A 23068-nucleotide genomic window follows, 5' to 3' on the forward strand; every position below is an offset into this window, starting at 1 on the left:
AGGACGACTCTTGGAATGTAGGTGCGATTCATCCCAGATATGACTCGCTGAGTCCCCTGCGATGAAGACCCAAGTGTCGAAAGAGCAGTGGTAAGTGCAGATCTTCCGGCCTCGCATCTTGGGATCAGGCTCGTGCCTGGTTCGACAGAAGAGGATGCGGTACGTATCGCCGAATGCCTCGCCCGCGTTCTCTCTAATGGCGAGATATGGATCGCTTCGCCGGAATAGGCGCAATGCGTGGCCTAGTAGCCCCTGCGAAGAGGCAGCGATGGTTTGTCGTGACTTGAACTTGGTGCGTGGAGCGACGAGATGTATTCCATGTAGTTGGCCGAAGAGGCCAGTGCGTGGCGATCGATCGTGGCCGGGGCGTAGCCGAGAGCTTCGGCGATGATGGCCACCGGAGCGATTTTCGTAAGCTCGTGTAGGGTTCCGAGTCTGGCGGCCCGGCTGCTGAACGCGGCGCTGAGGCGCTGGGTGAGGGTTGAAGCGCGAAGATGCCGGCCGGGGGCGCCGCCGCGGAACACCCAGTTGCTGTTGGGGTGCGCTGCTGTTTGATCGTGGGTCGGGGTGGCTGCGAGTTCTCTCCAGGGCTCATCGAGCGGCGAGGTGAGTGCGATCTCGACGGCTCCGAAGGTGACCGTGACCAGATCCTCTGTCACCTTGACGTCGTGCCACGTCAGCTGGATGATGTCGGAAACCTGTTGGCCAAAGACCAGAACGAGGATGGCCGCTGCTCGGTCCCGCGGGCTCATGTCGGTCGTGTGGCTGAGGCCGCGGACGAGCTCTGCTTGAGCGGCTGCATCGAGTCTTGGGCTGGTGCCGCGACGGTGGGGCTGCAGCTTCAATGAGGGATCGATAAGGCTGGTTCTGGTGGCCCAGTCGAGGAAGCGTGAGGCAATGCCCCGTGTCGTTGGGCCTTCTGCCTGCCATCGGTCCAGGTGGGCTTGGGTCAGTGCTGCGAGTTCAGTGTCTCGTTCGGTGAGCCAGTTCAGCAGTTCGATGCCGACGGTGACTGATTGTTTGGCCCGCAGGAAGGTGCCTTGGGTGACCTCGTCCATCTGGTTCATCCGGCGCTGGTGGTGCCAGCGGATGTAGCGCCGGATGATGTCCCGATGGTTCTGGCTGGTGATCCGCTCGAGTGCCTGCTCGGCCCATTCAGCAAACCTTGCGCTGAGTTCATCGCGGCGCGGCAGCGCCTGGTGTTCGACGAGTAGTCCTCGGACGTATTCGCGCGTGCGGGATGCCGGTAGTTCGTCGAGGTGGGTGTGGGTGATCACAGGCGTGGCCGCCAGTTGCTGGAGGAAAGCGGTGACGTGCGGTTGCTGGATCCAGGTCATGCCACTGTTGGCCCGCTTCATGGATTTCAAGGCGGTGGCGACTGCCCGGAGCGCCGGGGAGGGTGGTTGGTTATCCGGTGGACTGAGGAGCCTGTCGACGGTGGCCGCGAGGATGCATGACCAGCATCGGTTCCCTGAGTGGAGTTCATCCTCGTTCCCGCATCCGATGCAGTCGATGTTGAGCTGGACTCCGGAGCAGCTTCGGCATGCCGGCAGCGTGTCGACGCGGCCGGGCAGGACACCCTCGTGACCGCAGGCGCAGGTGCCTCGGGTTCTTTTGGCCTGCTGGTAGCAGTAACCGCAGATTCCGCCGTCCGGCCAGCGGACCGCGATTTGATGGTGTTCACCGCAGCGTCCGCATGGTTCAGGCCATCTGACGGGGTCTCCGGCTTTTCGTGGCCTAGGCATCTTCATCCGGTGGCAGCACGCGGATCCGTCGAGCGATCGGCGCACCGGGGGCGATGCCAAGGTCCTCTGGCTTCTTCGGGGCGTTGGCGGTCTTCGCGGCGCGCATCTGCACGTAGGGTTCGAAGAGGTCGTTGGGCGTGCATTCCAGGATGTCGCAGAGCGCCGCGAAGGTCTGGGCTGGAATGCGTTCCGGCGTTCCGGTGACGAGCCGGTGGACCTGGGCGTTGGAAAGATTGATACCCCGGGATTTCAGCAGGGGGAGAAGCTCGGTGGTCTTCCAGAGGTTCCGTTGGGCCATCAGCTGCCGAAGATTCCAGCGGTAGCCAATCCGTCGCTGTTCAGCCATGGCCGTTCCCCTCATTTGTGCCGCCGCTGCGCAGCCGCTGGGCGATCATTCTCTGGATGGTCTTCTGTTTGAAGTCCGCCGACACGGAAGTATAGAGGGCCGTGGTCGAGGAGTAGCTGTGCCCGACCTGCTGCTGGATAAACAACGGGTCGTAGCCGGCCTCGATCAGGTGCGTCACGTACGAATGCCTCAACGTGTGCAGGGAAAGTTCCTCCGGGAGCCCGGCGATTTTCCTCACCCGCTGGAAAGAGCGGTCAAAATTGCGGAAAACAGTGGAGCCGGAGCGTTCCGAGGGCCACAGGCTGGCTGACCGGTCGGCGGTGGGGAAACGTTTCCGGCCGTCAGGGGAGAGCCAATACTCAAGGAGCCCGACGACCCAATCGAATTCGGGGACAGTCAGAACCGTGCGTCGGCGGGGGCCTGAGCCCCTGGTTCCCTTGGCCCAGCGCACCTGGAGCGCCCCGAACCGGCCGAAAGACTCAACGTGCGGGTTGGGCCCGAAGTCGACATATTCGAGCATCGCCAGCTCACGCCGCCGCAGCCCGTAAGCGTAAGCGACCTTGAACGCCGTCGAGTCCCTCAAGGCTGGAAGCCAGCGCTTGGATCCCTTGGCAAACTCAGTGTCCACCAAGTCGTCGGCGGCGTCGAAGAACGCCTGCAGCTCGGCCCTGGTAAACGCCCGGCGGCGTGCCGGCATCGCATCATCCGTTGTATGCCGGGGCGAGTTCCACTCGAATACGACCTGCACCGGGATGTCCGAGAAAACCCGTTCGCAGAACGCCGCCCAACCGTAGCGCCCATCAGTCAGGTATGAGCAGAACGCCCTGATAGACCCGGAATTAGCCCGCAGCGTCGATAACGCCAAACCTTTCTCGGAGCTCCGCCGGTCCGCCAGGAACTCATCCACGTGATGCGCCGACCACGTCCACGGGTACTCATTCGCATGCTCCTGAAACCGCTGGACCGTCCCGCACGAGCTCTTGATATACGACGTCGACAGCCCGCGTGCCAGCATCTGCGCCCGCCAGCCATCTAGCATCGCTTCAAAGACGCGGTCCTCGGCACGCAGCAGCCCGACATTCACGTTGGTTAGAAAGGACGGAATCCGCCCAGGTTCGATGCTCACCGACCTAACTGTACGCAAAATTCTCTCATCTAATGAGAGATTACGTCGCCGAGCCGCACGGCCTCGCGCATTCACTCGCGACAAGCCCATGGCGCTTCAGTACTGCAACGCCTACCTGACCTGCGAAAACACGAGAAAGCGGGATGGGACGGGTTCTCTCATCTACTTCTACTCGTCCTACTTTAACGCCGATAATCTACATTATGTAAAGTAGAATAGTGATTATTGCATCTGATGCATGATCGACCCTCCTCCGCCCGGGGCTTGCCGCCAAACAGTCATTCGTCTTTGAAAAGTGCCTGTGACCTGCGGAAACACTTTGGACGCGGTCGGCGTACGGCCCTCCCAAAGGCATCGACGGGGCGCGCAAAGCAGCGTGGCCTTGGCCTTGGATACCCTGTTAAGCAGCGGATTTGCAGGGTTTCTGCATTAATTGCATGATTCTTGCATCCAATGCAATGCTTCAGGAGGGTTCATGGCTGTCGATTCAGCGGGCCGGGTGCTGGATTTCGGCGCAGTGCGTTTCCTTCATCCCGAGGATGTCGTGTTCACCCAGATGCTCACCGGGTGGCGGAATCAGCAGCTGAGCAGGAACCTGTCCTTTGGCACTATCGAAGGCCGGGAGCGCCTGGTGACACGGTTCCAGGAGGCCACGAATGAGTATCCGTGGCAGTGGACGCCAGCACATGTGGATGAGTTCTTTGGGGATCTGCGCAGCGTGAAGCACGCGGCCCAGTCCACGATCCGGAGTTATCAGGCGGCGCTTCGGGCGTTCTGCTCGTACGTCGCCTCACCTGACTACGGCTGGGACCGGGTCTGCGAGCAGTATTTCGGAACGCACCCTTCGCAAGTCTGTTTCGACTGGAATACCGCGATCCACGCCCAAACCAACGAATCGGATCCCAAGCGACGGCCGTTCACCCGGCAGGAGTTGCAGGCCTTCTTTGACCGCGCCGATGAAGAGGTCGACAGGATCGCGGCGCTGGGCCGCAAGGGCTGGCTGCCGGCATACCGGGACGCTGTCCTGTTCAAGGTGGCCTACTGCTGGGGTCTGCGCCGCAACGAGGTCAGGCACCTGCAAACGGTGGATTTCTCCAGGAACCCGCACGCACCGGAGTTCGGCAAGTACGGGGTCCTGCAGGTCCGGCACGGGAAAGCCATGAAGGGTTCACCACCCAAGCGCCGCAGCGTCCTGACCGTCTTCGACTGGTCCACGGAAATCGTTGCCGACTGGCTGGAACGCGGCCACCCGCACATGACCGACGGCCTGGACCTTTTCCCTTCCGAACGGGGCACCCTGGTTTCGGAGACGGCGCTGAACCGCAGGTTCAACCGGTACTGCGAGGACCTGGGCCTCTCCCCCGGCCTGGACATCCACTCGCTGCGCCGCTCCTACGTCACCCACCTGATCGAATCAGGCATGGACGCTTTGTTCGTCCAGCACCAGGCCGGCCATGAGCACGCCTCAACGACGGCCCTCTACACCTCCGTCTCCAGCGACTACAGGGTCAAAACACTGCGCCGCGCCCTGGACTCCACGATCCGGGATGCGCTGGCCGGAATGGAAGACTGAACGCATGAAACGAGAGATCGACTACCGCTGGCGGCTTGCAGAACTCATGGCAGCCCGGGGAATGCACAACAGCACCGACCTCACTCCCTTGCTCAAGGAACGCGGCATCGAACTCTCCGCCTCCCAGGTCTATCGGCTCGTCACCCAACGCCCGGAGCGCGTCTCACTCATGATGATCGCCGCGCTCTGCGACATCTTCTCCTGCGGACCCGAAGACCTGGTCACCGTCACGGCAACGGACGCCAAGGTCCGCAAAGTAGCCTCCGACGCCAATGTCGTGGACCTGAACAAGACCATCCGGCCCAAACGCGCCCGGGTAATCCGCGATGACGGCTGAGATCAGCCCTCGGCTGGCTGCGAGGGGTCGGCCCCGCACCACCGGGGCGTTCACCTGCGACAGGTGCTCACGGGCGGCCGGAAAGCACCGTGCCAGCTGGCCGGAAGGCAGGATCTGCGGGACCTGCTTCACGGTCGCCATGCGCACCCACGGCACCTGCCCCGGCTGCGGGACAGAGCGCATGCTCCCCGGCAGGTCTGCTTCCCACGGTGACAAGCCAGTCTGCGTTGATTGCGCCGGCATCACCCAGGACTACCACTGTTCCGGTTGCGGGACGGAAACCGAGCACTACCGCCAAAACGCCTGCGCCCGCTGCGCACTCCGGAACGACCTCACCGCGCTGATGCACGTCAACGAGCCCCAGTCCAAGGAAACGACAGCAACGAAACTGCTCGCCGCGCTCTGCACAGCCCAGCGACCCGAAAGCATCCTCACCTGGCTCCGCCAGACTGGCGTCCGCGAACTGCTCGAACGACTCGCCACAGAAGACATCCATCTCAGTCACGAGGCGCTGGACAGGGAACCCAGCAGCCTACGGGTTGAGCACCTACGTAGCCTGCTCGTCCACCACAACCTACTGCCGGTCCGGGACCATTACCTCGCGCTCTTTGAGCGATGGCTCGCCAGCAAGCTCGATGGGATTGATGACCCCGAGATTCGACGACCCATCGAGTCCTTCGCCCGCTGGCACCACCTGCGACGCATCAGGACCATATCCGCAGATGGGAAGCCCACCCAAGGCCCGGTGCACAGCGCGAAGCAGGAAATCACGGAAACCATCAAGTTCCTCACTTGGCTCAAAATCACTCACGGACGGACCGCCGCCTTATGCGTTCAAGCTGATGTCGATGCCTGGCTGGCCGACGGGCCGACCACCAGACACCGCATCAGAACCTTCTTCGTCTGGGCAGTTAAAAACCGGACTTGCACCAACATCGCTATCGGTCATCGCCAAGCCAGAACCATTCCCTTGCTCACCCAGGGAGACCGGCTCGCGATGCTCAAAGCCTGCCTCACGGACAACATTGACACCTTGTCCTATCGGGTCGCTGCCACTCTCCTGCTGCTCTACGCCCAACCAGTTGTGAAGATCGCCGCGATGAAAAGCACCGATGTCATAATCACTCCTGACGGTCTCCGACTATCGCTCGGCCATGGAGATCCAGCACCAGTACCCGAGCCCTTCGCAGGACTCCTCACCGAACACTTGGCCTCCCGCCCCAACCTGCGCACCGGCAGCAGCTCCGGCAGCCCTTGGCTCTTCCCCGGCTACCGGGCAGGGCAGCACCTCCACCCCAACACCCTCATGGAACAGTTGCGGGAAATCGGCATCAACCTCCGCGGCGCACGCAACGCATCGTTACGCGCCCTCGTGAACGAAGTTCCGGCCCCGCTCGTGGCAGAAATGCTCGGCTACAGCTACCAAGTCACGCAAAAGCACGCCATCGCCACCGCACAACCCTGGTCCCGCTATGCATCAGTTGCTCCTGTCGGAGTGAACTAGCCGCGCTTCGGATGGTCAATGGCGAAGGAGCAAGTTCAAACCAACAAAAAGAAGCCCGGCGCCCATGAGCGCAGTCAAGACGCCTATCGTCAACCAGGTTCCTGGAGCCATCGCTTCATCTGATGGGCGCCCTAGCCAACCACCCATCATGCTCATCCATTTGCGATGCCCCTTCGAAACGGCCGACCTGAGGAAGGCTACGGCCAGCCCCATCAGAAGGAACAGCATGCCAAATAATGCGAGAACTGCTCCCTGCAAGAACACTCTTGCTCCCATCGCTCAGGGCGAGACCGTTGAGCACACCTTGCCACAGCAACGGGTCAGCTCGCATCAGATTTACCGAGGTCGCGCAGCCGAATAGTCACAAAACGAATAATCATCGTTGCCAGTAGAACACTGAATCCCGGCAGCTGAATCACTTCACCGGTCCCCTGACTCCGGCGAGGAAGTTCTGGGCGCCATTTCCCCGTCGCGCTAGAATGAACCGGTCATGACAGGCAGCCCAACCCGTCTCCTTGCATGGTTCGTCGTTCTGTCGAGCCTGCTTGCAGGGTGCACTGCCGCGCCCGGCGCAGAAACACAGCCAACGCCATCAAGCACCATGACCCTGCCGGCAGCGGGGCAGATTGATCAACCGCTGCCGACCCCATCTGCGCTGCCCACAGGCGAAAGTACCCCGGCGCCACCTCCGCCGACACAGCCGGCACCTGCCCCTCCCCCTCTCCCGGGGCCGTTTGCTCTCAACCTTTACCAAGAGGGCGACTTCGTACCGCAGTACACCTTCGACTGGTGTGTCGCTGCAAGCATTCAAATGGCACACAACCTGATGGACGACACCGGCGGTGCACAGTGGGCCGGTCGAGCCCAGCAGAACGAACTGTGGGACATGGCGCGGGCGCGGTCATCCAACTCGTTCAATGGCGCCAACCCGCTGGGCTGGGCACAGGTGCTGACAGAGGTGGGGCTGGGTCCCTACGAAGTTGTCAGCATCCCGGACTACCAGGACGCATTGCGGACGGCATCGCGCGCCATCACCGAAACCGGGCGTCCCGTGGGCCTGGTGATGTGGAGCGGCCGCCACGCATGGGTGATGAGCGGGTTCGAATCCGTGGGCGACCCGGCCCTTTTCACCGACTTTTCCGTGACCGGCATCCGCGTCCTGGATCCGCTGTACCCCCACGGCAGTGGCCAGTGGGGCCCATCCCCCGCCCCAAACAGTCTTTTGACGCCGGAACAGCTGTCCACCCAGTTTGTGGTCCGCGAGCCACGCCGATGGAGCAGCGGACTCCAGGCGGGCTATCTGCTGGTGCTCCCCCGCCAGGCCTAGGAACGCCAAGGGAATGCCCCGCCACTGGAGGGCGGGGCATCCCGGCGTTGACCCTACTGCTGGGCCTGGTGCTCCCCCGCGATATTGACCATCCATGCGATGCCGAATTTGTCGACGCACATGCCAAAGCTGTCGCCCCACGGCGCCTGCTCCAGCGGCATGGTGACCGTCCCGCCGTCGGAAAGCTTGTCCCAGTAGCCGCGCAGTTCGGCTTCGTCAGCCGACTCACCGCTGAGTGAGACCGACATGTTGTTGCCAGGGTTGTAATCCATGCCGTTTGGCGTATCGGCAGCCATAATGGTCAGTCCGCTTGGAGCCACGAGCATGGAATGCATGACCTTGTCCGCTTCGGCGGGATCGTCGCTGACCTGGAAGTCGCCGAACGTGCTCAGCGTGAGTTCCCCGCCGAACACCGATTCGTAAAAGTTGATGGCGTCCCTGGCATTGTCCCGGAAGGAAATGTAGGGGTTGAGCCTGGTTGTCATGACTTCTCCTTAGGGTTGTTTCGTTGTTGTACCGCCGCTGTCGTGCCAGCACGTCGAGGTGCCATGCCCCGCGAAGCCGTTAGCCGCCGTCGTAAGCCTTTTGCAAAACGTTCACGTCCAGTTTCCGCATCGTCAGCATGGCTTCCATGGCCCGCCTTGAGCCTTCGGGGTCCGGACCGTTCAACAGCTGCGGGAGGGCCGTGGGAACAATCTGCCAGGACAATCCGTATTTGTCCTTCAGCCATCCGCACTGGCTCTCCTCTCCCCCGCCCTCAAGCAGCGCATCCCAATAACGGTCAACCTCGTCCTGCGATGCGCAATTCACTACCAGCGACACCGCTTCCGTGAAGGAGAAGGCAGGCCCGCCGTTGAGGGCCATGAACTGCCGGCCTTCGACTTCAAATTCAACGGTCATGGGAGATCCGTCCGGCCCTGGCATGGAACCGAGGATGGCCGAGTTGTCGAAAATCGATGTATAGAAGCCGGCCGCTTCAGCGGCCTGGCCGTCGAACCACAAACAGGTAGAAATCTTCTGCACGAGCCACCTTCCACAGTTTGATGGAGGGAACCAGACGTCCCCCGTCCGAGGCTAGTCGCGTGGGTTCCCGCACACAACGCCCGACGGCGGTACGCCCGGTTCCGATCGACGCTTCGCCTGCGCGGGGCGAGGGAGGATAACCTCGAAACCATGCAATCCACACCACGCACCTGGGTCCCGGCTGCCATCGGCGACCTCGTCCTGATTCTCGTCTTCGCAGCCATAGGCCGCGACGCCCACGCGCGGGGTGACATCATCACGGGCGCTTTCGCCACAGCTTGGCCTTTCCTGGCCGGCGCGGCAGCGGCGTGGCTGCTCCTTCGCGTCTGGCGGCAGCCGTTGGCTCTGTGGCCATCCGGCGTGGGCGTATGGCTCGTCACTGTCGCTGTGGGAATGGCGCTGCGGGCGATCACCGGACAGACAGTAGTGGTGCCGTTCGTCATCGTGGCCCTCCTGACCCTCGGCGTCTTCCTCCTGGGCTTCCGGGCCGTGGCTGCCCTGATCAGACGGGGCCGCCGGCAACGGCAGCGCCGGGCGTGAAAGGGCCTGCCGCCACCCCCATGCACTAGGCTAAAGAGCGTCCGCAATGACGCTTTTCACGAAAGGCCCCACGTTGATCACTGCTTTCGTCCTGATCAAGACCGATGCGTCGCGCATACCGGAAACGGCCGAGCAGATCTCGGCGATCCAGGGCATCAGCGAGGTCTACTCCGTCACGGGGGAATGGGACCTCATCGCGGTGGCCAGGGTCACGCAGCACGAAGACCTGGCAGACGTCATCGCCGACCGTCTCTCAAAAGTACCTTCAGTGGTTCACACCACCACGCATATCGCCTTCCGGGCTTACTCGCAGCATGACCTGGACGCCGCCTTCGCCCTGGGCTTCGAATAAGCCGGCACCCCCACGACGCCGCCCCATGGCGACGGCCCGGCCTGCGAACGGCGGCCTACGGCCCGTAGGCTGCGGGCACTAGCTACGACTCAGGGCCGTCCACTTTTGAAGGACGGCAGCCGCCTTCCCGGAGTCGACGGCGTCGGCAGCCTTGGCATACGCCGCCTGCATCCTCCCCAGCAACGGGCCTTCCGCCGTGAGGTCAGCGGCCACGAGGCCTGCGGCCGCATTCAGGAGCACGGCGTCCCGCACCGGTCCGGTCTTCCCGTCGAGGATTTCCCTGACGACTGCGGCGTTGGCAGCAGCATCTCCTCCCCGCAGGTCAGCCACCGTTGAGGGCGCGATTCCGAGTTCCGCGGGCGAGAACACCTGCTCGGTCACAGCGCCGTCGCGGATTTCCCAGACAGTGGAAGGTCCGGTAGGCGTCAACTCGTCCAAACCGTCATCACCACGGAACACCAGGCCCCGGCTGCCGCGGCGTGCGAGGACACCGGCCACCAAGGGAGCCATGCGTGCATTGGCCACACCCACGGCTGACGCCTGGACATGCGCGGGATTGGTCATGGGACCCAGGAAGTTGAAGGCGGTGGGAACAGCAAGCTCCCGCCGAGGCACGGCCGTATGGCGGAACGACGGGTGGAATACCTGGGCAAAGCAGAACGTGATTCCGGCCTCTTCGGCGTTCCGCGCGACCTGCTCAATGGTCAGGTCCAGGCGGACGCCAAGTGCTTCCAGCACATCGGCCGATCCGGAAGTGGACGAGGCGGCCCTGTTGCCGTGCTTGACCACCTTGGCACCGGCTCCGGCAGCAACCAGCGACGCCATGGTGGAGATGTTGACCGTATTGAGGCGGTCCCCACCCGTTCCCACGATGTCCAGCTTCTCGCCCGTGATGGAAATCTCATTGGCGTTCTGAAGCATGGCAGCCACCAGCCCGGCAAGTTCCTCCACGGTTTCGCCCTTGGCCCGGAGCGCGACAAGGAAACCTGCGATCTGGGCAGGCGTCGCATCGCCGGCCATGATGGTATTCATGGCCCACTCCGTATTGGCGGCCGTGAGATCGTCGCCGTCGATGAGTGCAGAGATGAGGCCAGGCCAGGTATTGCTGGCCACAGGTGCCGATGCCGGAGAAGTCACCTCCTGATGCTATCGACCGAGCCGCGCCCCTGACCAATGTGAACCGGACCGGGAACTTTTCCGCGCGATTTCGCGTCTTTGTAGAAAAAGTCTCCCGAATCGGTGGTTTGCATTGGGAACTCTGGACTTTTACAGACATAATGTCCTTGTGACATCTGCGACCCATGCCCCCAGTACCCCGGCGCACCCGACGCTGAACCGCCCTAATCTGGTTTCTGTTGGAACCGTAGTTTGGCTGTCCAGTGAGTTGATGTTCTTCGCCGGCCTCTTTGCCATGTACTTCACCCTGCGCTCCACCTCCGGAGTGATGTGGGCCGAGGAGACGGCCAAGCTCAACTTCCCGTTTGCGCTCGTCAACACGATCGTCCTCGTGGCAAGTTCATTCACTTGCCAGATGGGCGTCTTCGCCGCCGAGAGGCTTGAACCGCGCCGCACGGGCGGTCCGCTGCAGATCAGCCGCTGGGGCATGAACGAATGGTTCATCCTTACGTTCATCATGGGCGCTTTCTTCGTAGCCGGCCAGACCACCGAATACGCGATGCTCGTCTCCGAGCACGTTTCCCTGTCGTCCAATGCGTACGGTTCTGCCTTCTACATGACCACGGGCTTCCACGGCCTCCACGTCCTCGGCGGCCTGATCGCATTCCTCTTCATCATCGGCCGCGCCTTTGCTGCCAAGAAGTTCGGGCACTTTGAAGCCACCTCCGCGATCGTCACCTCGTACTACTGGCACTTCGTCGACGTCGTGTGGATCGGCCTCTTCCTGGTCATCTACGTCCTCAAGTAGCCCGGCTTTGACTCTTTTTCTACAAGAGGCAGAATTTCAAGAAGCGGCTCACGGAGCCGACGCAGGATCGAATAAAGGAACCACCACGTGAAGGCACTCTCGCAGAAGCGACGTCACCCACTGGCAGCCATAGCGCTGCTGCTGATGGGCCTCCTCCTCACTGGTGGGCTTTACGCCGTTGCCACATCTGTCAACCAGGCCAAGGCCGACACCACCAGCTACAGCGCCAGCGACGTAGAAGAAGGCGGCAAGCTCTTTGCCGCCAACTGCGCCACTTGCCACGGCATGGGTGCCAGCGGAACCCAGGACGGGCCCTCGCTGGTCGGCGTTGGTGCCGCTGCTGTTGACTTCCAGGTTGGCACCGGCCGTATGCCCATGCAGATGAATGGCCCGCAGGCCCAGAAGAAGCCCCTCCAGTTCAACGAAGAGCAGACCACGCAACTGTCCGCCTATGTTGCATCCCTCGGCGCGGGTCCGGCCATTCCGGAAGAGCACCTCCTGGACGAAAAGGGAGATGCAGCCAACGGTGGCGAGCTCTTCCGGGTCAACTGCGCCATGTGCCACAACGCAGCAGCAGCCGGCGGTGCACTGACCCGCGGCAAGTTTGCTCCCGCCCTTGCCGATGTCACCGGCAAGCACATCTACGAAGCCATGGCCACGGGTCCGCAGAACATGCCCGTGTTCAGCGACTCCAACGTCACCCCGGAAGACAAGCGCGACATCATCACCTTCCTGAAAACGATTGAAGCGAACGGCTCTCCGGGCGGTGCCGACCTCGGCTCCCTGGGCCCTGTTGCTGAAGGCCTGTTTGTCTGGGTCGCCGGCCTCGGTGTCATCATCGCCTTCACCATCTGGCTGACGTCCCGTACGTCCTAGTCCGGACGGACAAAATTTTCTGCTGCACGGTCAGCAGTTTGGAACTGAACATTAACTCGGCGAAGGCCGAGACAACGAGAGAAGGATGAGGCGAATTATGGGCAACCATAGTGACGGCAGTCCGAACCACTCGGGCACCGTAGCTACGGCTGGTCAGAATGAGGTGGAGAAGTTCCAGGATCCTGGTCTTCCTCCGCATCGTTTGCGCCTGGCTGACACGGACCCGGTAGCCGCAAAGCGTGCCGAGCGTCAGGTAGCCATTCTGTTTGGCACTTCCGTTATCGGAACGCTGGTCTTCCTGGTGGCGTACTTCGCCATCGATCTTGGCGATGACTCGAGCATCGCCACCATCCGCACGCAGAACCTGCTTCTGGGTCTGGGAACGGCCTTCGCCATGCTGGGCATTGGTACCGGCATCGTGCACTGGGCCAAGGCCCTGATGCCCGATCACGAGGTCTCGGAAGAGCGCCACGCAATCCGTACCGAGGACGACCGCCAGGCTGCAGTCCGGATCGTGGACGACATCGTCGAGGAAACCGGTATCAAGCGCCGTCCGCTGATCCGCAACACCCTTCTCGGCGCAGTTGCCCTGGCCCCCCTGCCGGCGCTGGCCATCTTCGGTGACCTGGGTCCCCGCCCGGACGACAAGCTTGCCCACACCATGTGGGCACCCGAGGGCGGCAAGCTCAAGCGCCTGACCCGCGATCCTGATGGCACCCCCATCAAGGCCTCGGACGTCACCATCGGTTCGGCCTTCCACGTCATTCCGGAAGGCCTGAACGAGCTCCATGAAGGCAAGCTCAACGAGAAAGCCAAGGCAGTCGTGTTGTTGATGCGCCTTGACCCCAACTCGCTGAACCCTTCACCGGGCCGTGAAAACTGGGGTTACAACGGCATCGTTGCCTACTCCAAAATCTGCACCCACGTTGGTTGCCCTGTCGCTCTGTACGAGCAGCAGACGCACCACCTGCTGTGCCCGTGCCACCAGTCCACGTTCGACCTCACGCAGGAATGCAAGGTCATCTTTGGACCGGCAAGCCGTCCGCTCCCCCAGCTGCCCATCGCAGTTGACGCAGAGGGCTACCTGGTCGCCACCAGCGACTTCAAAGAACCTGTAGGACCGAGTTACTGGGAGCGTGACGAGCATGAGCGCCTCATCAACAGCTGAAGCCCCCTTCGTAGCGAAGACCAAGGTAGGACGTTTCACTGACTTTGTTGACCAGCGCGTGGGTGGCTCCGGCATCCTGCGTGAGTTCGGCCGCAAAGTCTTTCCCGACCACTGGTCATTCATGTTCGGTGAGGTGGCGCTGTACTCCTTCGTCATCCTGCTGCTGTCGGGTACATTCCTGACGTTCTTCTTCGATCCGTCGATGGCGGAAACCCACTACCAGGGTTCCTACACGCCGTTGTACAACGTCGAAATGTCCGTGGCCTACAGCTCTTCGCTGAACATCTCCTTCGATGTCCGCGGCGGCCTCTTCATGCGCCAGGTCCACCACTGGGCAGCCCTCCTGTTTGTTGCTTCCCTCGGTGTGCACATGCTGCGCGTGTTCTTCACGGGCGCATTCCGCAAGCCGCGCGAAATGAACTGGGTTGTGGGCGGTGTCCTGCTGATCCTGGCGATGGCAGCAGGCTTTACCGGCTACTCCCTCCCCGATGACCTGCTGTCCGGCAACGGCCTGCGCATCATCGACGGCGTCATCAAGTCCATCCCGGTGATCGGCACCTACATCTCGTTCTTCCTCTTTGGCGGCGAGTTCCCGGGTACGGCCATCATTGGACGCCTCTACGTGCTGCACATCCTTCTGGTGCCTGCCCTCATCCTGCTGATGATTGTCATCCACCTCTTCATGGTTGTTGTTCACAAGCACACCCAGTACCCCGGCCCGGGACGCAATGACGGCAACGTCGTCGGCTACCCCCTTGGCCCGGTCTACGCGGCGAAGGCCGGCGGCTTCTTCTTCATCGTGTTCGGTGTGGTTGCCCTCATGGCTGCAGCCTTCACCATCAACCCGATCTGGAACTACGGACCGTACGACCCCTCCCCGGTGTCTGCAGGTACCCAGCCTGACTGGTACATCGGTTTCGTCGACGGCGCCTTGCGACTCATGCCCGGTGTCATCAACGACTTCCACTTCGAGTACGTGATCTTCGGCTACACGCTGACGCTGAACGTCCTCCTGCCGGCACTGGTTCCCGCAGGCATTATCTTCACCGTCCTGTTCATGTACCCGTGGATCGAGCGCTGGGTAACCAAGGATGACCGTGAGCACCACGTGCTTGACCGTCCGCGCAACGCTCCTACGCGTACTGCGATTGGCGTAGCAGGTTTCACCTGGTACTGCGTGATGTGGGCTGCTGCAGGTTCCGACCTCATCGCGACGCACTTCCATGTGTCCCTGAACGACGTCACTTACTGGCTGCGGGCTTTGTTCTTCATTGGCCCGGTCATCGCGTTCGTTGTCACCAAGCGCATTGCCCTGGCTCTCCAGCGCAAGGACCGTGAGATCGCACTCCACGGCCGTGAGACCGGTCGCATTGTCCGGCTCCCCCACGGTGAGTTCATCGAGGTCCACGCTCCGCTGGACGAGTACAAGCGCTACAAGCTTGTTGGCTTCGAGTCCCCGGCTCCGATCCCGGCACAGCCGAACGAGCACGGCGTCGTCACCCGCAAGGAGAAGCGTCGGGCCGCACTGTCCAAGTGGTTCTTCGAGGACCGCGTCGCTCCCGCCACCCCGGCGGAGCTGGAAGCGGCACACGCCCACGGACACGGCCACCACGAGGCCGTTGAGGCTGGCGAAAGCCAGAAGACCCTCAGCCACTAGGCACCGCCAGGCAGAAGAAGGGCCCGGTGTTTGGATCTCATCCAAACACCGGGCCTTTCCCGTTTAACCCGGCCAAGGGCAAGTGAGCCTGGAGCGCTGCCCCTGAGGTCCTACTGGCTCCGGTAACCCGATGAGTAGTTGCGTGTTGGCCTCACTCCTGGACGCTGCAGCGGTACCCACAACTTGTACCGGTCGGCCCGATAGTAGGACACCGAGTAGTCGACCATGGCACGGGCAACAAACGCGTGCCGCTGGATCTTGAGCAAGGGCGAGCCAACGTCAACGTTCAGCAGCCGTGCCGTCGAAGGCGAGGCGGCGGTGGCCTCGATCATGTCTTCGCCCCACTCCATGACAAGCCCGAACCGTTCGCTGAGGACGTTGTACAGCGACGTCGGCGGGGCTTCGTCCAGAAGCCCCGGAACGCGGTGCGCAGGAATGAAATTCTCATCCACGCTCATGGGTTCATTGTCGGCCAGCAGAAGCCTCCGGAAGCGGACCAATGGCGTCCCCTCATCCAACTGCAGTTCGCGCGCCAGGAAGGCACTCGCAGCGATTTGCTCGAAGCTCAGTACCTTGGCCGCAGGCACCATTCCGCGGCGTTGCATTTCCTCGCTGTAGGAGGTCAGTTTTACCTGAAGGTCCAGCTTGGGCTTACGGACGAAGGTCCCAAGCCCGACGACCCGCTCGATGACTTCTTCGCCGACCAGGGCATCAATGGCCTGGCGGACGGTCATTCGGGCGAGGCCAAAGCGGAGCGACAGGTCGCGCTCCGAGGGAAGTGACGAACCCGGAGGGCAGGACTCAGCGATGAAGGCCCGCAGGATCTCGCGGAGCTGGATGTAGATCGGAACGTTGCTGGAACGATCGATGTCCCCCACGATGCTTGTTGCTTCAGCCATGGCAGGACCCGTCATGCGGCGTGGTGGTCATACATCAAGATTAGGACAGAGCCGACCGAGGTCTAGACCAGTAGGAGCTGCTATTACGACGGAAGCTTGCAGGCCGCTACGCTTGAAGGGATTAAATCAAGGACGGCTCGACCGTCGTACTAGAGGAGCCGGTTTGCCGGAGTTGAAATCCTTTGTTGCCGCAGACATCGGACTGCATGCCCGAGCTGCGGCAGCCTTCGTCCGCGCAGTCAATGAAGCAGGGTTCGCCGTAACGATCCGGAAAGTGGACGGTGACGCGGTCGATGCAGGATCTCTGCTGGAGGTCATGACCGAAGACTTCGGCCACGGCTGCGGAGTCCTGCTGGAAGTCCCTTTGGAGGCCCTTGAAGAGCATCAAACCATCGAAGAGGCCCAGAGGGTACTCCAGCAGCTTTCAGCCGTTCTGGAAGCCCCTCAGGGGCGCTGAAGCAGCAAGCGGAATCAACAAAAGGGATGGGCCCCACCGAAAGGTGGGGCCCATCCCTTTTGATTTGACGCTGCTGCTAGTGGGCGTGGTCGCCGCGGCTGTATTCGAAAACCCAGCCAACGAGTGCAACCAGGGCCAGGCCACCGGCAACGTAGGTTACCCAGAAACCTACTGCCAGGCCCAGGAAGCCACCGGCGCAGGCAAGGCCGAGAACCAGCGGCCACCAGCTCCAGGGGCTGAAGTGCCCCTGCTCGCCGGCGCCTTCGTGAATCTCAGCGTCGGGGCGGTCTTCCGGGCGCATGCCTACGCGCTTCCCGGTGAAGCCAAGGTAGGCACCGATCATGCCTGCGAGTCCACCGACCAGCAGGATGCCCAGGATGCCGACCCATTCAGCCCATTCGGTCAGGAACCCATAGGCGATGGCGACGGGGACGAAGAAGAAGACTCCGGCTCCGAAGAGCCACGATTCGATTTTCACTTGCGGACGTCCTTCTGGTCAGCGTTACCGAGCAGCACTGCTGCCGGGTCCGGGGACTGGGCGGTGTGAACCTGGGCCAGCTCCGGGTGGTGGAGGTCCAGGGCCGGCCGCTCAGAGCGGATACGGGGCAAGGAGGTGAAGTTGTGGCGCGGCGGCGGGCAGGACGTAGCCCACTCCAGCGAGGCACCGAAGCCCCACGGGTCATCCACTTCCACCTTCTTGTTGCTGCGCCACGTGATGTACACGTTCCAGAAGAACGGCAGGAGCGAAGCACCCAAAACGAAGGAGGAGATGGTGGAGAACTGGTTCATCCACGTGAAGTTGTCCTGCGGCATGTAGTCCGCGTAACGGCGGGGCATACCTTCAACGCCCAGCCAGTGCTGGATAAGGAACGTGCCGTGGAAACCCAGGAACAGGAGCCAGAAGTGGATCTTGCCCAAGCGCTCGTTCAGCATCTTTCCGGTCCACTTGGGCCACCAGAAGTAGAAGCCGGCGAACATGGCGAAGACGACCGTACCGAACACCACGTAGTGGAAGTGGGCCACAACGAAGTAGGAATCGGAGACGTGGAAGTCAAGCGGCGGGGATGCAAGGATGATGCCCGTGAGGCCACCGAAGAGGAAGGTCACCAGGAAGCCGATGCTCCACAGCATGGGGGTTTCGAAGGTGATCGAACCCTGCCACATGGTGCCGATCCAGTTGAAGAACTTCACGCCGGTCGGAACAGCGATCAGCATGGTCATGAAGGCGAAGAACGGCAGCAGGACAGAGCCCGTGACGTACATGTGGTGTGCCCATACCGTGACGGACAGAGCGGCGATGGCGATCGTTGCGTAGACCAGGCCCTTGTAACCGAAGATCGGCTTGCGGCTGAAGACCGGGAAGATCTCCGAGACAATACCGAAGAACGGCAGCGCGATGATGTAGACCTCGGGGTGGCCGAAGAACCAGAAGAGGTGCTGCCAGAGGACGGCTCCGCCATTTTCGGGATCGAAGATGTGGGCACCAAAGCGGCGGTCCGCACCGAGGGCGAACAGGGCTGCTGCCAGCGGCGGGAAGGCCATCAAAACCAGGATGGCCGTGACCAGCGTGTTCCAGGTGAAGATGGGCATGCGCCACATGGTCATGCCCGGGGCACGCATGCAGATGATCGTGGTGATGAAGTTCACCGCGCCAAGGATGGTACCAAAGCCGGACAGAGCCAGGCCGAAGACCCAGAGGTCACCGCCAACGCCGGGGCTGAACGTGGTGTTTGACAGCGGTGCGTAGGCGAACCAACCGAACGAAGCAGCACCCTGCGGGGTGATGAAGCCGGAAACGGCGATGGTGGAACCAAACAGGAAGAACCAGAATGCCAGTGCGTTCAAGCGCGGGAACGCAACGTCAGGGGCGCCGATCTGCAGCGGCATGATGACGTTCGCAAAGCCGGCAAACAACGGCGTTGCGAACATCAGCAGCATCACGGTGCCGTGCATCGTGAACATCTGGTTGTACTGTTCCTTGGTCTGCAGGATCTGCATGCCCGGTTCGAACAGTTCAGCACGGATCAGCAGCGCCATGACGCCGCCAAGGCAGAAGAACACGAACGACGCAATCAGGTACATGTACCCGATCGTTTTGTGGTCGGTCGAGGTAATCCAGTTGACGACGATGCGCCCCTTGGATTTAGGAACTACGGGAGTCTCGAGGACTCCGGCGGTTTGAGTGTACGTAGCCACGTCGCTTCCCTTACTTGTTTTCGTTCAGGTTCGGGTTGCGGTCATATTCCGCACCGAGCAGGCCCGTGTTGCCTTCCTGGCGCAGCTTGTCCATGTGGGCCTGGAATTCAGACTCGGAGACAACCTTTACGCGGAAAAGCATTTCGGAGTGGTATTCACCGCAGAGTTCAGCACACTTGCCATCGAAGGTGCCTTCCTTGGTGGGCGTGAACCTGATGTAGTTCGTCTTGCCGGGGATCATGTCGCGCTTCTGGAGGAACGCCGGAACCCAGAAAGAGTGGATGACATCGCGGGAGTTGAGCTCAAGGTCAACCGACTTGCCGACAGGCAGGTAAAGGGTGGGGAGCTGCTCAAGGTCGACTTCGGCACCCGTCAGGTGCGCCTGGACGCCGGCCTCGTGGACGTCCTCCGTGATGACGTCGCCCTTCTTGTAGTTGAAGTCCCAGGCCCACTGCTTGCCGCGGACGTCAACAACGACGTCGGCAGGCTGCGATCGGTCATCGATCGCGCGCTGGTCCTGGTCCGTGAAGTAGAAGAACACCAGGACCATGAAGAGCGGAATGGTCAGGTAAAAGACTTCAAGCGGCAGGTTGTAGCTGAGCTGCTTGGGGAAACCCGTGGTGCCCTTGCGGCGGCGGTAGGCAATGATGCACCAGACCAGCAGGCCCCACGTGATGATACCGACTGCCAAGGCGGCGATCCATGAGTTGACCCAGAGGTCCATGATCCGGTCAGTGTGGTTGGTGGTGCCGCGCTCTGTAGGCAGCCAACCCTTCTCTACCTCTGGTGAACATCCGGTCAAAACCAACGCGCCGGCTAGTGCCAAGCCAGTGATCGAGGTGATCTTTTTGCGTCGGCTGCCGGTTCGGTTCTGCGAACTCACAGACGGCCCTTCCTCTTGTTGCTGTCTCCCGGCAGGCCAAAGGCCCACCGGGCACACTAAAAAGTTTTACTACCCGATGTAGAGCTTACCGCTATGAAGCGGTTTTCGCGCACATGTCGGCGCCGTGGCTCGGAATGCGCGGGGACGCACCGTGCCAGGCGCCGACATGAGGCGGAGGCTCCCGTCAGTGGAACGAATCGCCACAGGCGCAGGACCCGCCGGCGTTCGGGTTGTCGATGGTGAAGCCCTGCTTCGAAATGGTGTCCTCGAAGTCAATGCTTGCGCCACTGAGGTACGGGACGCTCATCTTGTCGACAACCACCTCGACGCCGTCGTAGTCACGCACGGCATCTCCGTCCAGCAGGCGCTCGTCAAAGTAGAGCTGGTAGATCAAACCCGAGCAGCCGCCCGGCTGGACTGCAACGCGCAACCGCAGGTCGGTGCGGCCTTCCTGTTCCAGGAGGCTGCGGACCTTGCCTGCTGCGACGTCGGTCAGGTTGACCTCGTGCGTGGGAAGCTCGTCGCTGGGGGCGAGCTGGGCTCCGGTGCTGTTTTCGTTGGTTGCAGTGCTCATTGGCCTACCTTCTTATGACGCTTTCGGCAGCAGCGCCGGAACGCCGCTTACCCTGACCCAATAACGTACGGGTTATAGCTCCATGCTACGTCGCGCAGACGCCCAGCTATAACTCCAGACGTAACCAGCCCCGGCTTTTGATTGTTCCCCGTGGCCGGCTTGCGCGGCAGGACCCTACCCACGGAGCGAAGTGCCTCAGGCTTCCAGTCCGTCGGCGTTGAGCCGGGCCAGCATCAGCGCCTCGGCGAGAACCGCATTCCGGAAATCGCCGATGTGCAGGGATTCGTTGGCGCTGTGGGCCCGTGAGTCCGGGTCTTCCACCCCGGTGACCAAAATACTGACGTGCGGGTAAACCTCGGTCAGGTCCGCGATAAAGGGGATGGACCCACCGATTCCCATTTCCACGGGTTTCACGCCCCATGCCTCTTCCAGCGCCCACAAGGCCACCTTGGCGGCCGCGGACGATGTATCGGTGGAGAAAGCGTCGCCCCGCTCCCCCGGCGTGAACGTTACAGCGGCACCGAAGGGCACGTTGGACTCGACATGCAGCCGCAGGGCCTCCATGGCAGCGTCAGGGTCCTGGCCGGGCGCAAGGCGCATGCTGAATTTGGCCTTGGCAGCAGGAATCAAGGTGTTCGAGGCAACCGCCACCGCAGGAACATCGATGCCAATGATCGAGAGTGCGGGTTTGGTCCAGAGCCTGGAGGCGATGGAACCGCTTCCGGCGAGCTTCACGCCGTCGAGCACTGATGCATCGGCGCGGTATTCCGCCTCGGTGAGGTCGACCGCTACGTCATCCCTGGCAACCAGCCCTGCGACTGCAACGTTGCCGTCGTCGTCGTGCAGGGTGGCAATCAGGCGTGCCAGCACGGTTGGCGCGTCCAGCACGGGACCGCCGAACATGCCTGAATGCACGGCGTGCTCGAGGACCCGGACCTCAAACGTTCCGTCCACCAAGCCACGCAGGCTGGTTGTCAGCGCCGGTACGCCGACTTTCCAGTTGCTGGAGTCGGCCACCACGATGACGTCGGATCGAAGCAGCTCCCGGTGCTCCTCGAGGAAAGCACGGAACGTCGGCGACCCGGCTTCCTCTTCACCCTCGAAGAAGAACGTCACCCCGGTTCCGAACGCATCACCGAAGACTTCAGACACTGCGCCAAACGCAGCCAGGTGGGCCATGATGCCGGCTTTGTCGTCGGCAGCCCCCCTGCCATAGAGACGCCCCTCCCGTTCTTCCGCAACGAACGGCTCCGAATGCCACAGGGAAGCATCTCCCGGGGGCTGGACGTCGTGGTGGGCGTACAGCAGGATGGTCGGCTGCCCTTCCCTGGCGGGACGGCGCGCGACGACGGCAGGTCCACCGGGGGTACCGTCCACTTTGTTGCACCGCAGGATCCTGACGTCTTCCATACCGCTCTTGCGGGCCAGGGCAGCCACGGCCTCGGCACTACGGTCCAGGTGCGCGGGATCGAAACTCGACCAGGCAATGCCCGGTATGGCCACCAGGTCCTTCAGGGTGGCAAGCGTTGAGTCGAAGGCGCTGTCCACCGCGCGGGCAAGTTCCCCTGCACGCACTGTGTCGTGCAAGGAACCGGCCGGGGTATCGCCTGGATTCTGTTGCTGTGTATGCGGGGTATCCGCATGCTCTGGAGTCATGCCCAAAACTCTACAACCGGCGCTGCGGTGCGGTATGCCGTGATGGCCTGCGGCCACGTGCAGCCCGCTACTCCGGGAGCGTCAGGACTTCCACCCCGTCGGATGTAATGGCCACGGTGTGCTCGCTGTGCGCCGTCCGGCAGCCGCTCGCACTGCGCAGCGTCCAACCGTCGGGATCGGTCACCAACTGGTCGGTGTCCGCCATCACCCACGGCTCCAGGGCCAGCAGCAGCCCGGGGCGGAGCTTGTAACCACGGCCCGGCCGCCCAAGGTTGGGTACGTGCGGGTCCTGGTGCATGGTGGAACCAATGCCGTGGCCGCCGTATTGGGTATTGACCGAATAGCCCGCCTGGGTAAGGACCGAGCCGATGGCGTAGGAAATGTCGCCAATGCGTGCCCCGGGTCCAGCAGCAGCTATGCCTGCGCGCAGCGCCTCTTCCGTGGCGGCGATCAGGGGATCGCCGCCCGGGGACGCCGGGTCCCCCACCACGAAGCTGATGGCCGAGTCTGCGGCGACTCCTGCCAGGGAGACCGCCAGGTCCAGCGACACGAGGTCACCAGCGGCAAGGGTGTAGTCGTGGGGCAGCCCATGCAGCACTGCGTCGTTGACGGACGTGCAGATGTAGTGCCCAAAGGGCCCCCGCCCAAAAGACGGCGCATAGTCCACATAGCAGGACACGGCACCGGCCTCTTTGATCATGACCGCCGCCGCGCGGTCAAGGTCCAGCAGATTTGTACCCGGAGTGCTCTGCTGCTTCAAGGCCTGCAGGATGGCGGCAACCAGGGCTCCCGTCCGCCTGGCCCGGGAAATTTCGGCAGCCGACAGTATTTCAATCATGGATGGCTTCTTCCTCGCTGGCCAATAACTATCCCGGCCATATTATCCCGGTACTATAATTGGGGCC

The 23068-nt window shown here is 62.2% G+C and carries 24 protein-coding genes; 11 read left to right on the forward strand and 13 right to left on the reverse strand.

Annotated features, from left to right (window positions below):
- Positions 1-242: 242 nt before the first annotated feature.
- From ACUYMZ_RS11515 to ACUYMZ_RS11525, 3 genes are all read right to left on the reverse strand, one after another.
- A complete protein-coding gene (locus ACUYMZ_RS11515) occupies positions 243-1358 on the reverse strand; it encodes a Fis family transcriptional regulator (RefSeq protein ID WP_481601663.1) in 1116 nt (371 codons plus the stop codon).
- A gap of 379 nt (positions 1359-1737) precedes the next feature.
- Positions 1738-2091 carry a helix-turn-helix domain-containing protein gene (locus ACUYMZ_RS11520; RefSeq protein WP_144648897.1) on the reverse strand — a complete coding sequence of 118 codons (354 nt, stop codon included), beginning with the start codon at positions 2089-2091 and terminating at the stop codon, positions 1738-1740.
- Positions 2084-3217, reverse strand: coding sequence for a tyrosine-type recombinase/integrase (locus ACUYMZ_RS11525; protein WP_481601664.1), 1134 nt, complete (start codon positions 3215-3217; stop codon positions 2084-2086). Before ACUYMZ_RS11525 ends, ACUYMZ_RS11520 begins: the two co-directional genes overlap by 8 nt.
- A gap of 475 nt (positions 3218-3692) precedes the next feature.
- Here ACUYMZ_RS11525 and ACUYMZ_RS11530 point away from each other — a divergent pair, with 475 nt between their 5' ends.
- The 4 genes from ACUYMZ_RS11530 to ACUYMZ_RS11545 all read left to right on the forward strand — a co-directional run bounded on the left by ACUYMZ_RS11530 (position 3693) and on the right by ACUYMZ_RS11545 (position 7958).
- Positions 3693-4790, forward strand: coding sequence for a tyrosine-type recombinase/integrase (locus tag ACUYMZ_RS11530; protein ID WP_481603438.1), 1098 nt, complete (start codon positions 3693-3695; stop codon positions 4788-4790).
- Positions 4791-4794: 4 nt separating this feature from the next.
- Entirely contained in the window at positions 4795-5127 is a 333-nt protein-coding gene (locus ACUYMZ_RS11535) for a helix-turn-helix domain-containing protein (RefSeq protein ID WP_481603440.1), read from the forward strand.
- On the forward strand, positions 5117-6631 hold the full coding sequence (locus tag ACUYMZ_RS11540; protein WP_481603442.1) for a hypothetical protein: 1515 nt from the start codon (positions 5117-5119) through the stop codon (positions 6629-6631). The genes ACUYMZ_RS11535 and ACUYMZ_RS11540 overlap by 11 nt, the downstream gene beginning before the upstream one ends.
- Before the next feature lie 490 nt (positions 6632-7121).
- Positions 7122-7958, forward strand: coding sequence for a hypothetical protein (locus ACUYMZ_RS11545; protein ID WP_481603444.1), 837 nt, complete (start codon positions 7122-7124; stop codon positions 7956-7958).
- A gap of 53 nt (positions 7959-8011) precedes the next feature.
- Here the strand turns inward: ACUYMZ_RS11545 and ACUYMZ_RS11550 are convergent, their stop codons facing one another.
- Positions 8012-8443 (reverse strand): VOC family protein, encoded by a 432-nt coding sequence (locus tag ACUYMZ_RS11550; RefSeq protein WP_481603446.1) that lies wholly within the window; start codon positions 8441-8443, stop codon positions 8012-8014.
- 79 nt (positions 8444-8522) lie between these two features.
- Positions 8523-8981, reverse strand: a complete 459-nt coding sequence (locus ACUYMZ_RS11555) for a VOC family protein (protein WP_426002741.1) — start codon at positions 8979-8981, stop codon at positions 8523-8525.
- Positions 8982-9131: 150 nt separating this feature from the next.
- Here ACUYMZ_RS11555 and ACUYMZ_RS11560 point away from each other — a divergent pair, with 150 nt between their 5' ends.
- Both ACUYMZ_RS11560 and ACUYMZ_RS11565 read left to right on the forward strand, forming a co-directional pair.
- Positions 9132-9521, forward strand: coding sequence for a DUF3054 domain-containing protein (locus tag ACUYMZ_RS11560; protein ID WP_481603450.1), 390 nt, complete (start codon positions 9132-9134; stop codon positions 9519-9521).
- A gap of 73 nt (positions 9522-9594) precedes the next feature.
- A complete protein-coding gene (locus tag ACUYMZ_RS11565; protein ID WP_426007537.1) occupies positions 9595-9873 on the forward strand; it encodes an Lrp/AsnC family transcriptional regulator in 279 nt (92 codons plus the stop codon).
- Positions 9874-9951: 78 nt separating this feature from the next.
- On the opposite strand, the gene trpD is transcribed toward ACUYMZ_RS11565, so the two are convergent.
- Positions 9952-11010 (reverse strand): anthranilate phosphoribosyltransferase, encoded by a 1059-nt coding sequence (gene trpD / locus ACUYMZ_RS11570; RefSeq protein ID WP_481603452.1) that lies wholly within the window; start codon positions 11008-11010, stop codon positions 9952-9954.
- A 148-nt stretch (positions 11011-11158) separates the two neighbouring features.
- Here trpD and ctaE point away from each other — a divergent pair, with 148 nt between their 5' ends.
- From ctaE to qcrB, 4 genes are all read left to right on the forward strand, one after another.
- Complete coding sequence (gene ctaE / locus ACUYMZ_RS11575; RefSeq protein WP_442423705.1) at positions 11159-11797, forward strand: aa3-type cytochrome oxidase subunit III; 639 nt, start codon at positions 11159-11161, stop codon at positions 11795-11797.
- An 87-nt stretch (positions 11798-11884) separates the two neighbouring features.
- Positions 11885-12673 (forward strand): cytochrome bc1 complex diheme cytochrome c subunit, encoded by a 789-nt coding sequence (qcrC, locus tag ACUYMZ_RS11580; RefSeq protein ID WP_426002745.1) that lies wholly within the window; start codon positions 11885-11887, stop codon positions 12671-12673.
- A 97-nt stretch (positions 12674-12770) separates the two neighbouring features.
- Positions 12771-13841 carry a cytochrome bc1 complex Rieske iron-sulfur subunit gene (qcrA, locus tag ACUYMZ_RS11585; RefSeq protein ID WP_426002746.1) on the forward strand — a complete coding sequence of 357 codons (1071 nt, stop codon included), beginning with the start codon at positions 12771-12773 and terminating at the stop codon, positions 13839-13841.
- Positions 13819-15498, forward strand: a complete 1680-nt coding sequence (gene qcrB / locus ACUYMZ_RS11590; RefSeq protein ID WP_426002747.1) for a cytochrome bc1 complex cytochrome b subunit — start codon at positions 13819-13821, stop codon at positions 15496-15498. The genes qcrA and qcrB overlap by 23 nt, the downstream gene beginning before the upstream one ends.
- Positions 15499-15608: 110 nt before the next feature.
- On the opposite strand, the gene ACUYMZ_RS11595 is transcribed toward qcrB, so the two are convergent.
- Positions 15609-16397, reverse strand: a complete 789-nt coding sequence (locus tag ACUYMZ_RS11595) for a GntR family transcriptional regulator (protein ID WP_426002748.1) — start codon at positions 16395-16397, stop codon at positions 15609-15611.
- A 163-nt stretch (positions 16398-16560) separates the two neighbouring features.
- On the opposite strand from ACUYMZ_RS11595, the gene ACUYMZ_RS11600 reads away from it, so the two are divergent.
- Entirely contained in the window at positions 16561-16854 is a 294-nt protein-coding gene (locus ACUYMZ_RS11600; protein WP_426002750.1) for an HPr family phosphocarrier protein, read from the forward strand.
- 76 nt (positions 16855-16930) lie between these two features.
- Here the strand turns inward: ACUYMZ_RS11600 and ACUYMZ_RS11605 are convergent, their stop codons facing one another.
- The 6 genes from ACUYMZ_RS11605 to map form a co-directional block, all read right to left on the reverse strand.
- Positions 16931-17332: a cytochrome c oxidase subunit 4 gene (locus ACUYMZ_RS11605; protein WP_426002751.1), complete on the reverse strand. Its 402-nt coding sequence runs from the start codon at positions 17330-17332 to the stop codon at positions 16931-16933.
- Complete coding sequence (gene ctaD / locus ACUYMZ_RS11610) at positions 17329-19050, reverse strand: aa3-type cytochrome oxidase subunit I (protein WP_426002752.1); 1722 nt, start codon at positions 19048-19050, stop codon at positions 17329-17331. Before ctaD ends, ACUYMZ_RS11605 begins: the two co-directional genes overlap by 4 nt.
- Before the next feature lie 10 nt (positions 19051-19060).
- A complete protein-coding gene (gene ctaC, locus ACUYMZ_RS11615; protein WP_426002753.1) occupies positions 19061-19933 on the reverse strand; it encodes an aa3-type cytochrome oxidase subunit II in 873 nt (290 codons plus the stop codon).
- Between the two features lie 184 nt (positions 19934-20117).
- On the reverse strand, positions 20118-20507 hold the full coding sequence (locus ACUYMZ_RS11620; protein WP_347107546.1) for a HesB/IscA family protein: 390 nt from the start codon (positions 20505-20507) through the stop codon (positions 20118-20120).
- A 195-nt stretch (positions 20508-20702) separates the two neighbouring features.
- Positions 20703-22163, reverse strand: a complete 1461-nt coding sequence (locus ACUYMZ_RS11625) for a M20/M25/M40 family metallo-hydrolase (RefSeq protein ID WP_481603458.1) — start codon at positions 22161-22163, stop codon at positions 20703-20705.
- A gap of 67 nt (positions 22164-22230) precedes the next feature.
- Positions 22231-23001, reverse strand: a complete 771-nt coding sequence (gene map, locus ACUYMZ_RS11630; RefSeq protein ID WP_426002755.1) for a type I methionyl aminopeptidase — start codon at positions 22999-23001, stop codon at positions 22231-22233.
- Between the last annotated feature and the right edge of the window lie 67 nt (positions 23002-23068).

The sequence above is a fragment of the Arthrobacter sp. T572 genome (assembly GCF_056780115.1).

Bases quoted from the DNA above. Each gene is read 5' to 3' on its own strand.
- ACUYMZ_RS11515 (WP_481601663.1), bottom strand. From the start codon at position 1,358: ATGAAGCGGGCCAACAGTGGCATGACCTGGATCCAGCAACCGCACGTC.
- ACUYMZ_RS11520 (WP_144648897.1), bottom strand. From the start codon at position 2,091: ATGGCTGAACAGCGACGGATTGGCTACCGCTGGAATCTTCGGCAGCTG.
- ACUYMZ_RS11530 (WP_481603438.1), top strand. From the start codon at position 3,693: ATGGCTGTCGATTCAGCGGGCCGGGTGCTGGATTTCGGCGCAGTGCGT.
- ACUYMZ_RS11535 (WP_481603440.1), top strand. From the start codon at position 4,795: ATGAAACGAGAGATCGACTACCGCTGGCGGCTTGCAGAACTCATGGCA.
- ACUYMZ_RS11540 (WP_481603442.1), top strand. From the start codon at position 5,117: ATGACGGCTGAGATCAGCCCTCGGCTGGCTGCGAGGGGTCGGCCCCGC.
- ACUYMZ_RS11545 (WP_481603444.1), top strand. From the start codon at position 7,122: ATGACAGGCAGCCCAACCCGTCTCCTTGCATGGTTCGTCGTTCTGTCG.
- ACUYMZ_RS11550 (WP_481603446.1), bottom strand. From the start codon at position 8,443: ATGACAACCAGGCTCAACCCCTACATTTCCTTCCGGGACAATGCCAGG.
- ACUYMZ_RS11560 (WP_481603450.1), top strand. From the start codon at position 9,132: ATGCAATCCACACCACGCACCTGGGTCCCGGCTGCCATCGGCGACCTC.
- qcrA (WP_426002746.1), top strand. From the start codon at position 12,771: ATGGGCAACCATAGTGACGGCAGTCCGAACCACTCGGGCACCGTAGCT.
- qcrB (WP_426002747.1), top strand. From the start codon at position 13,819: ATGAGCGCCTCATCAACAGCTGAAGCCCCCTTCGTAGCGAAGACCAAG.
- ACUYMZ_RS11595 (WP_426002748.1), bottom strand. From the start codon at position 16,397: ATGGCTGAAGCAACAAGCATCGTGGGGGACATCGATCGTTCCAGCAAC.
- ACUYMZ_RS11620 (WP_347107546.1), bottom strand. From the start codon at position 20,507: ATGAGCACTGCAACCAACGAAAACAGCACCGGAGCCCAGCTCGCCCCC.
- ACUYMZ_RS11625 (WP_481603458.1), bottom strand. From the start codon at position 22,163: ATGACTCCAGAGCATGCGGATACCCCGCATACACAGCAACAGAATCCA.
- map (WP_426002755.1), bottom strand. From the start codon at position 23,001: ATGATTGAAATACTGTCGGCTGCCGAAATTTCCCGGGCCAGGCGGACG.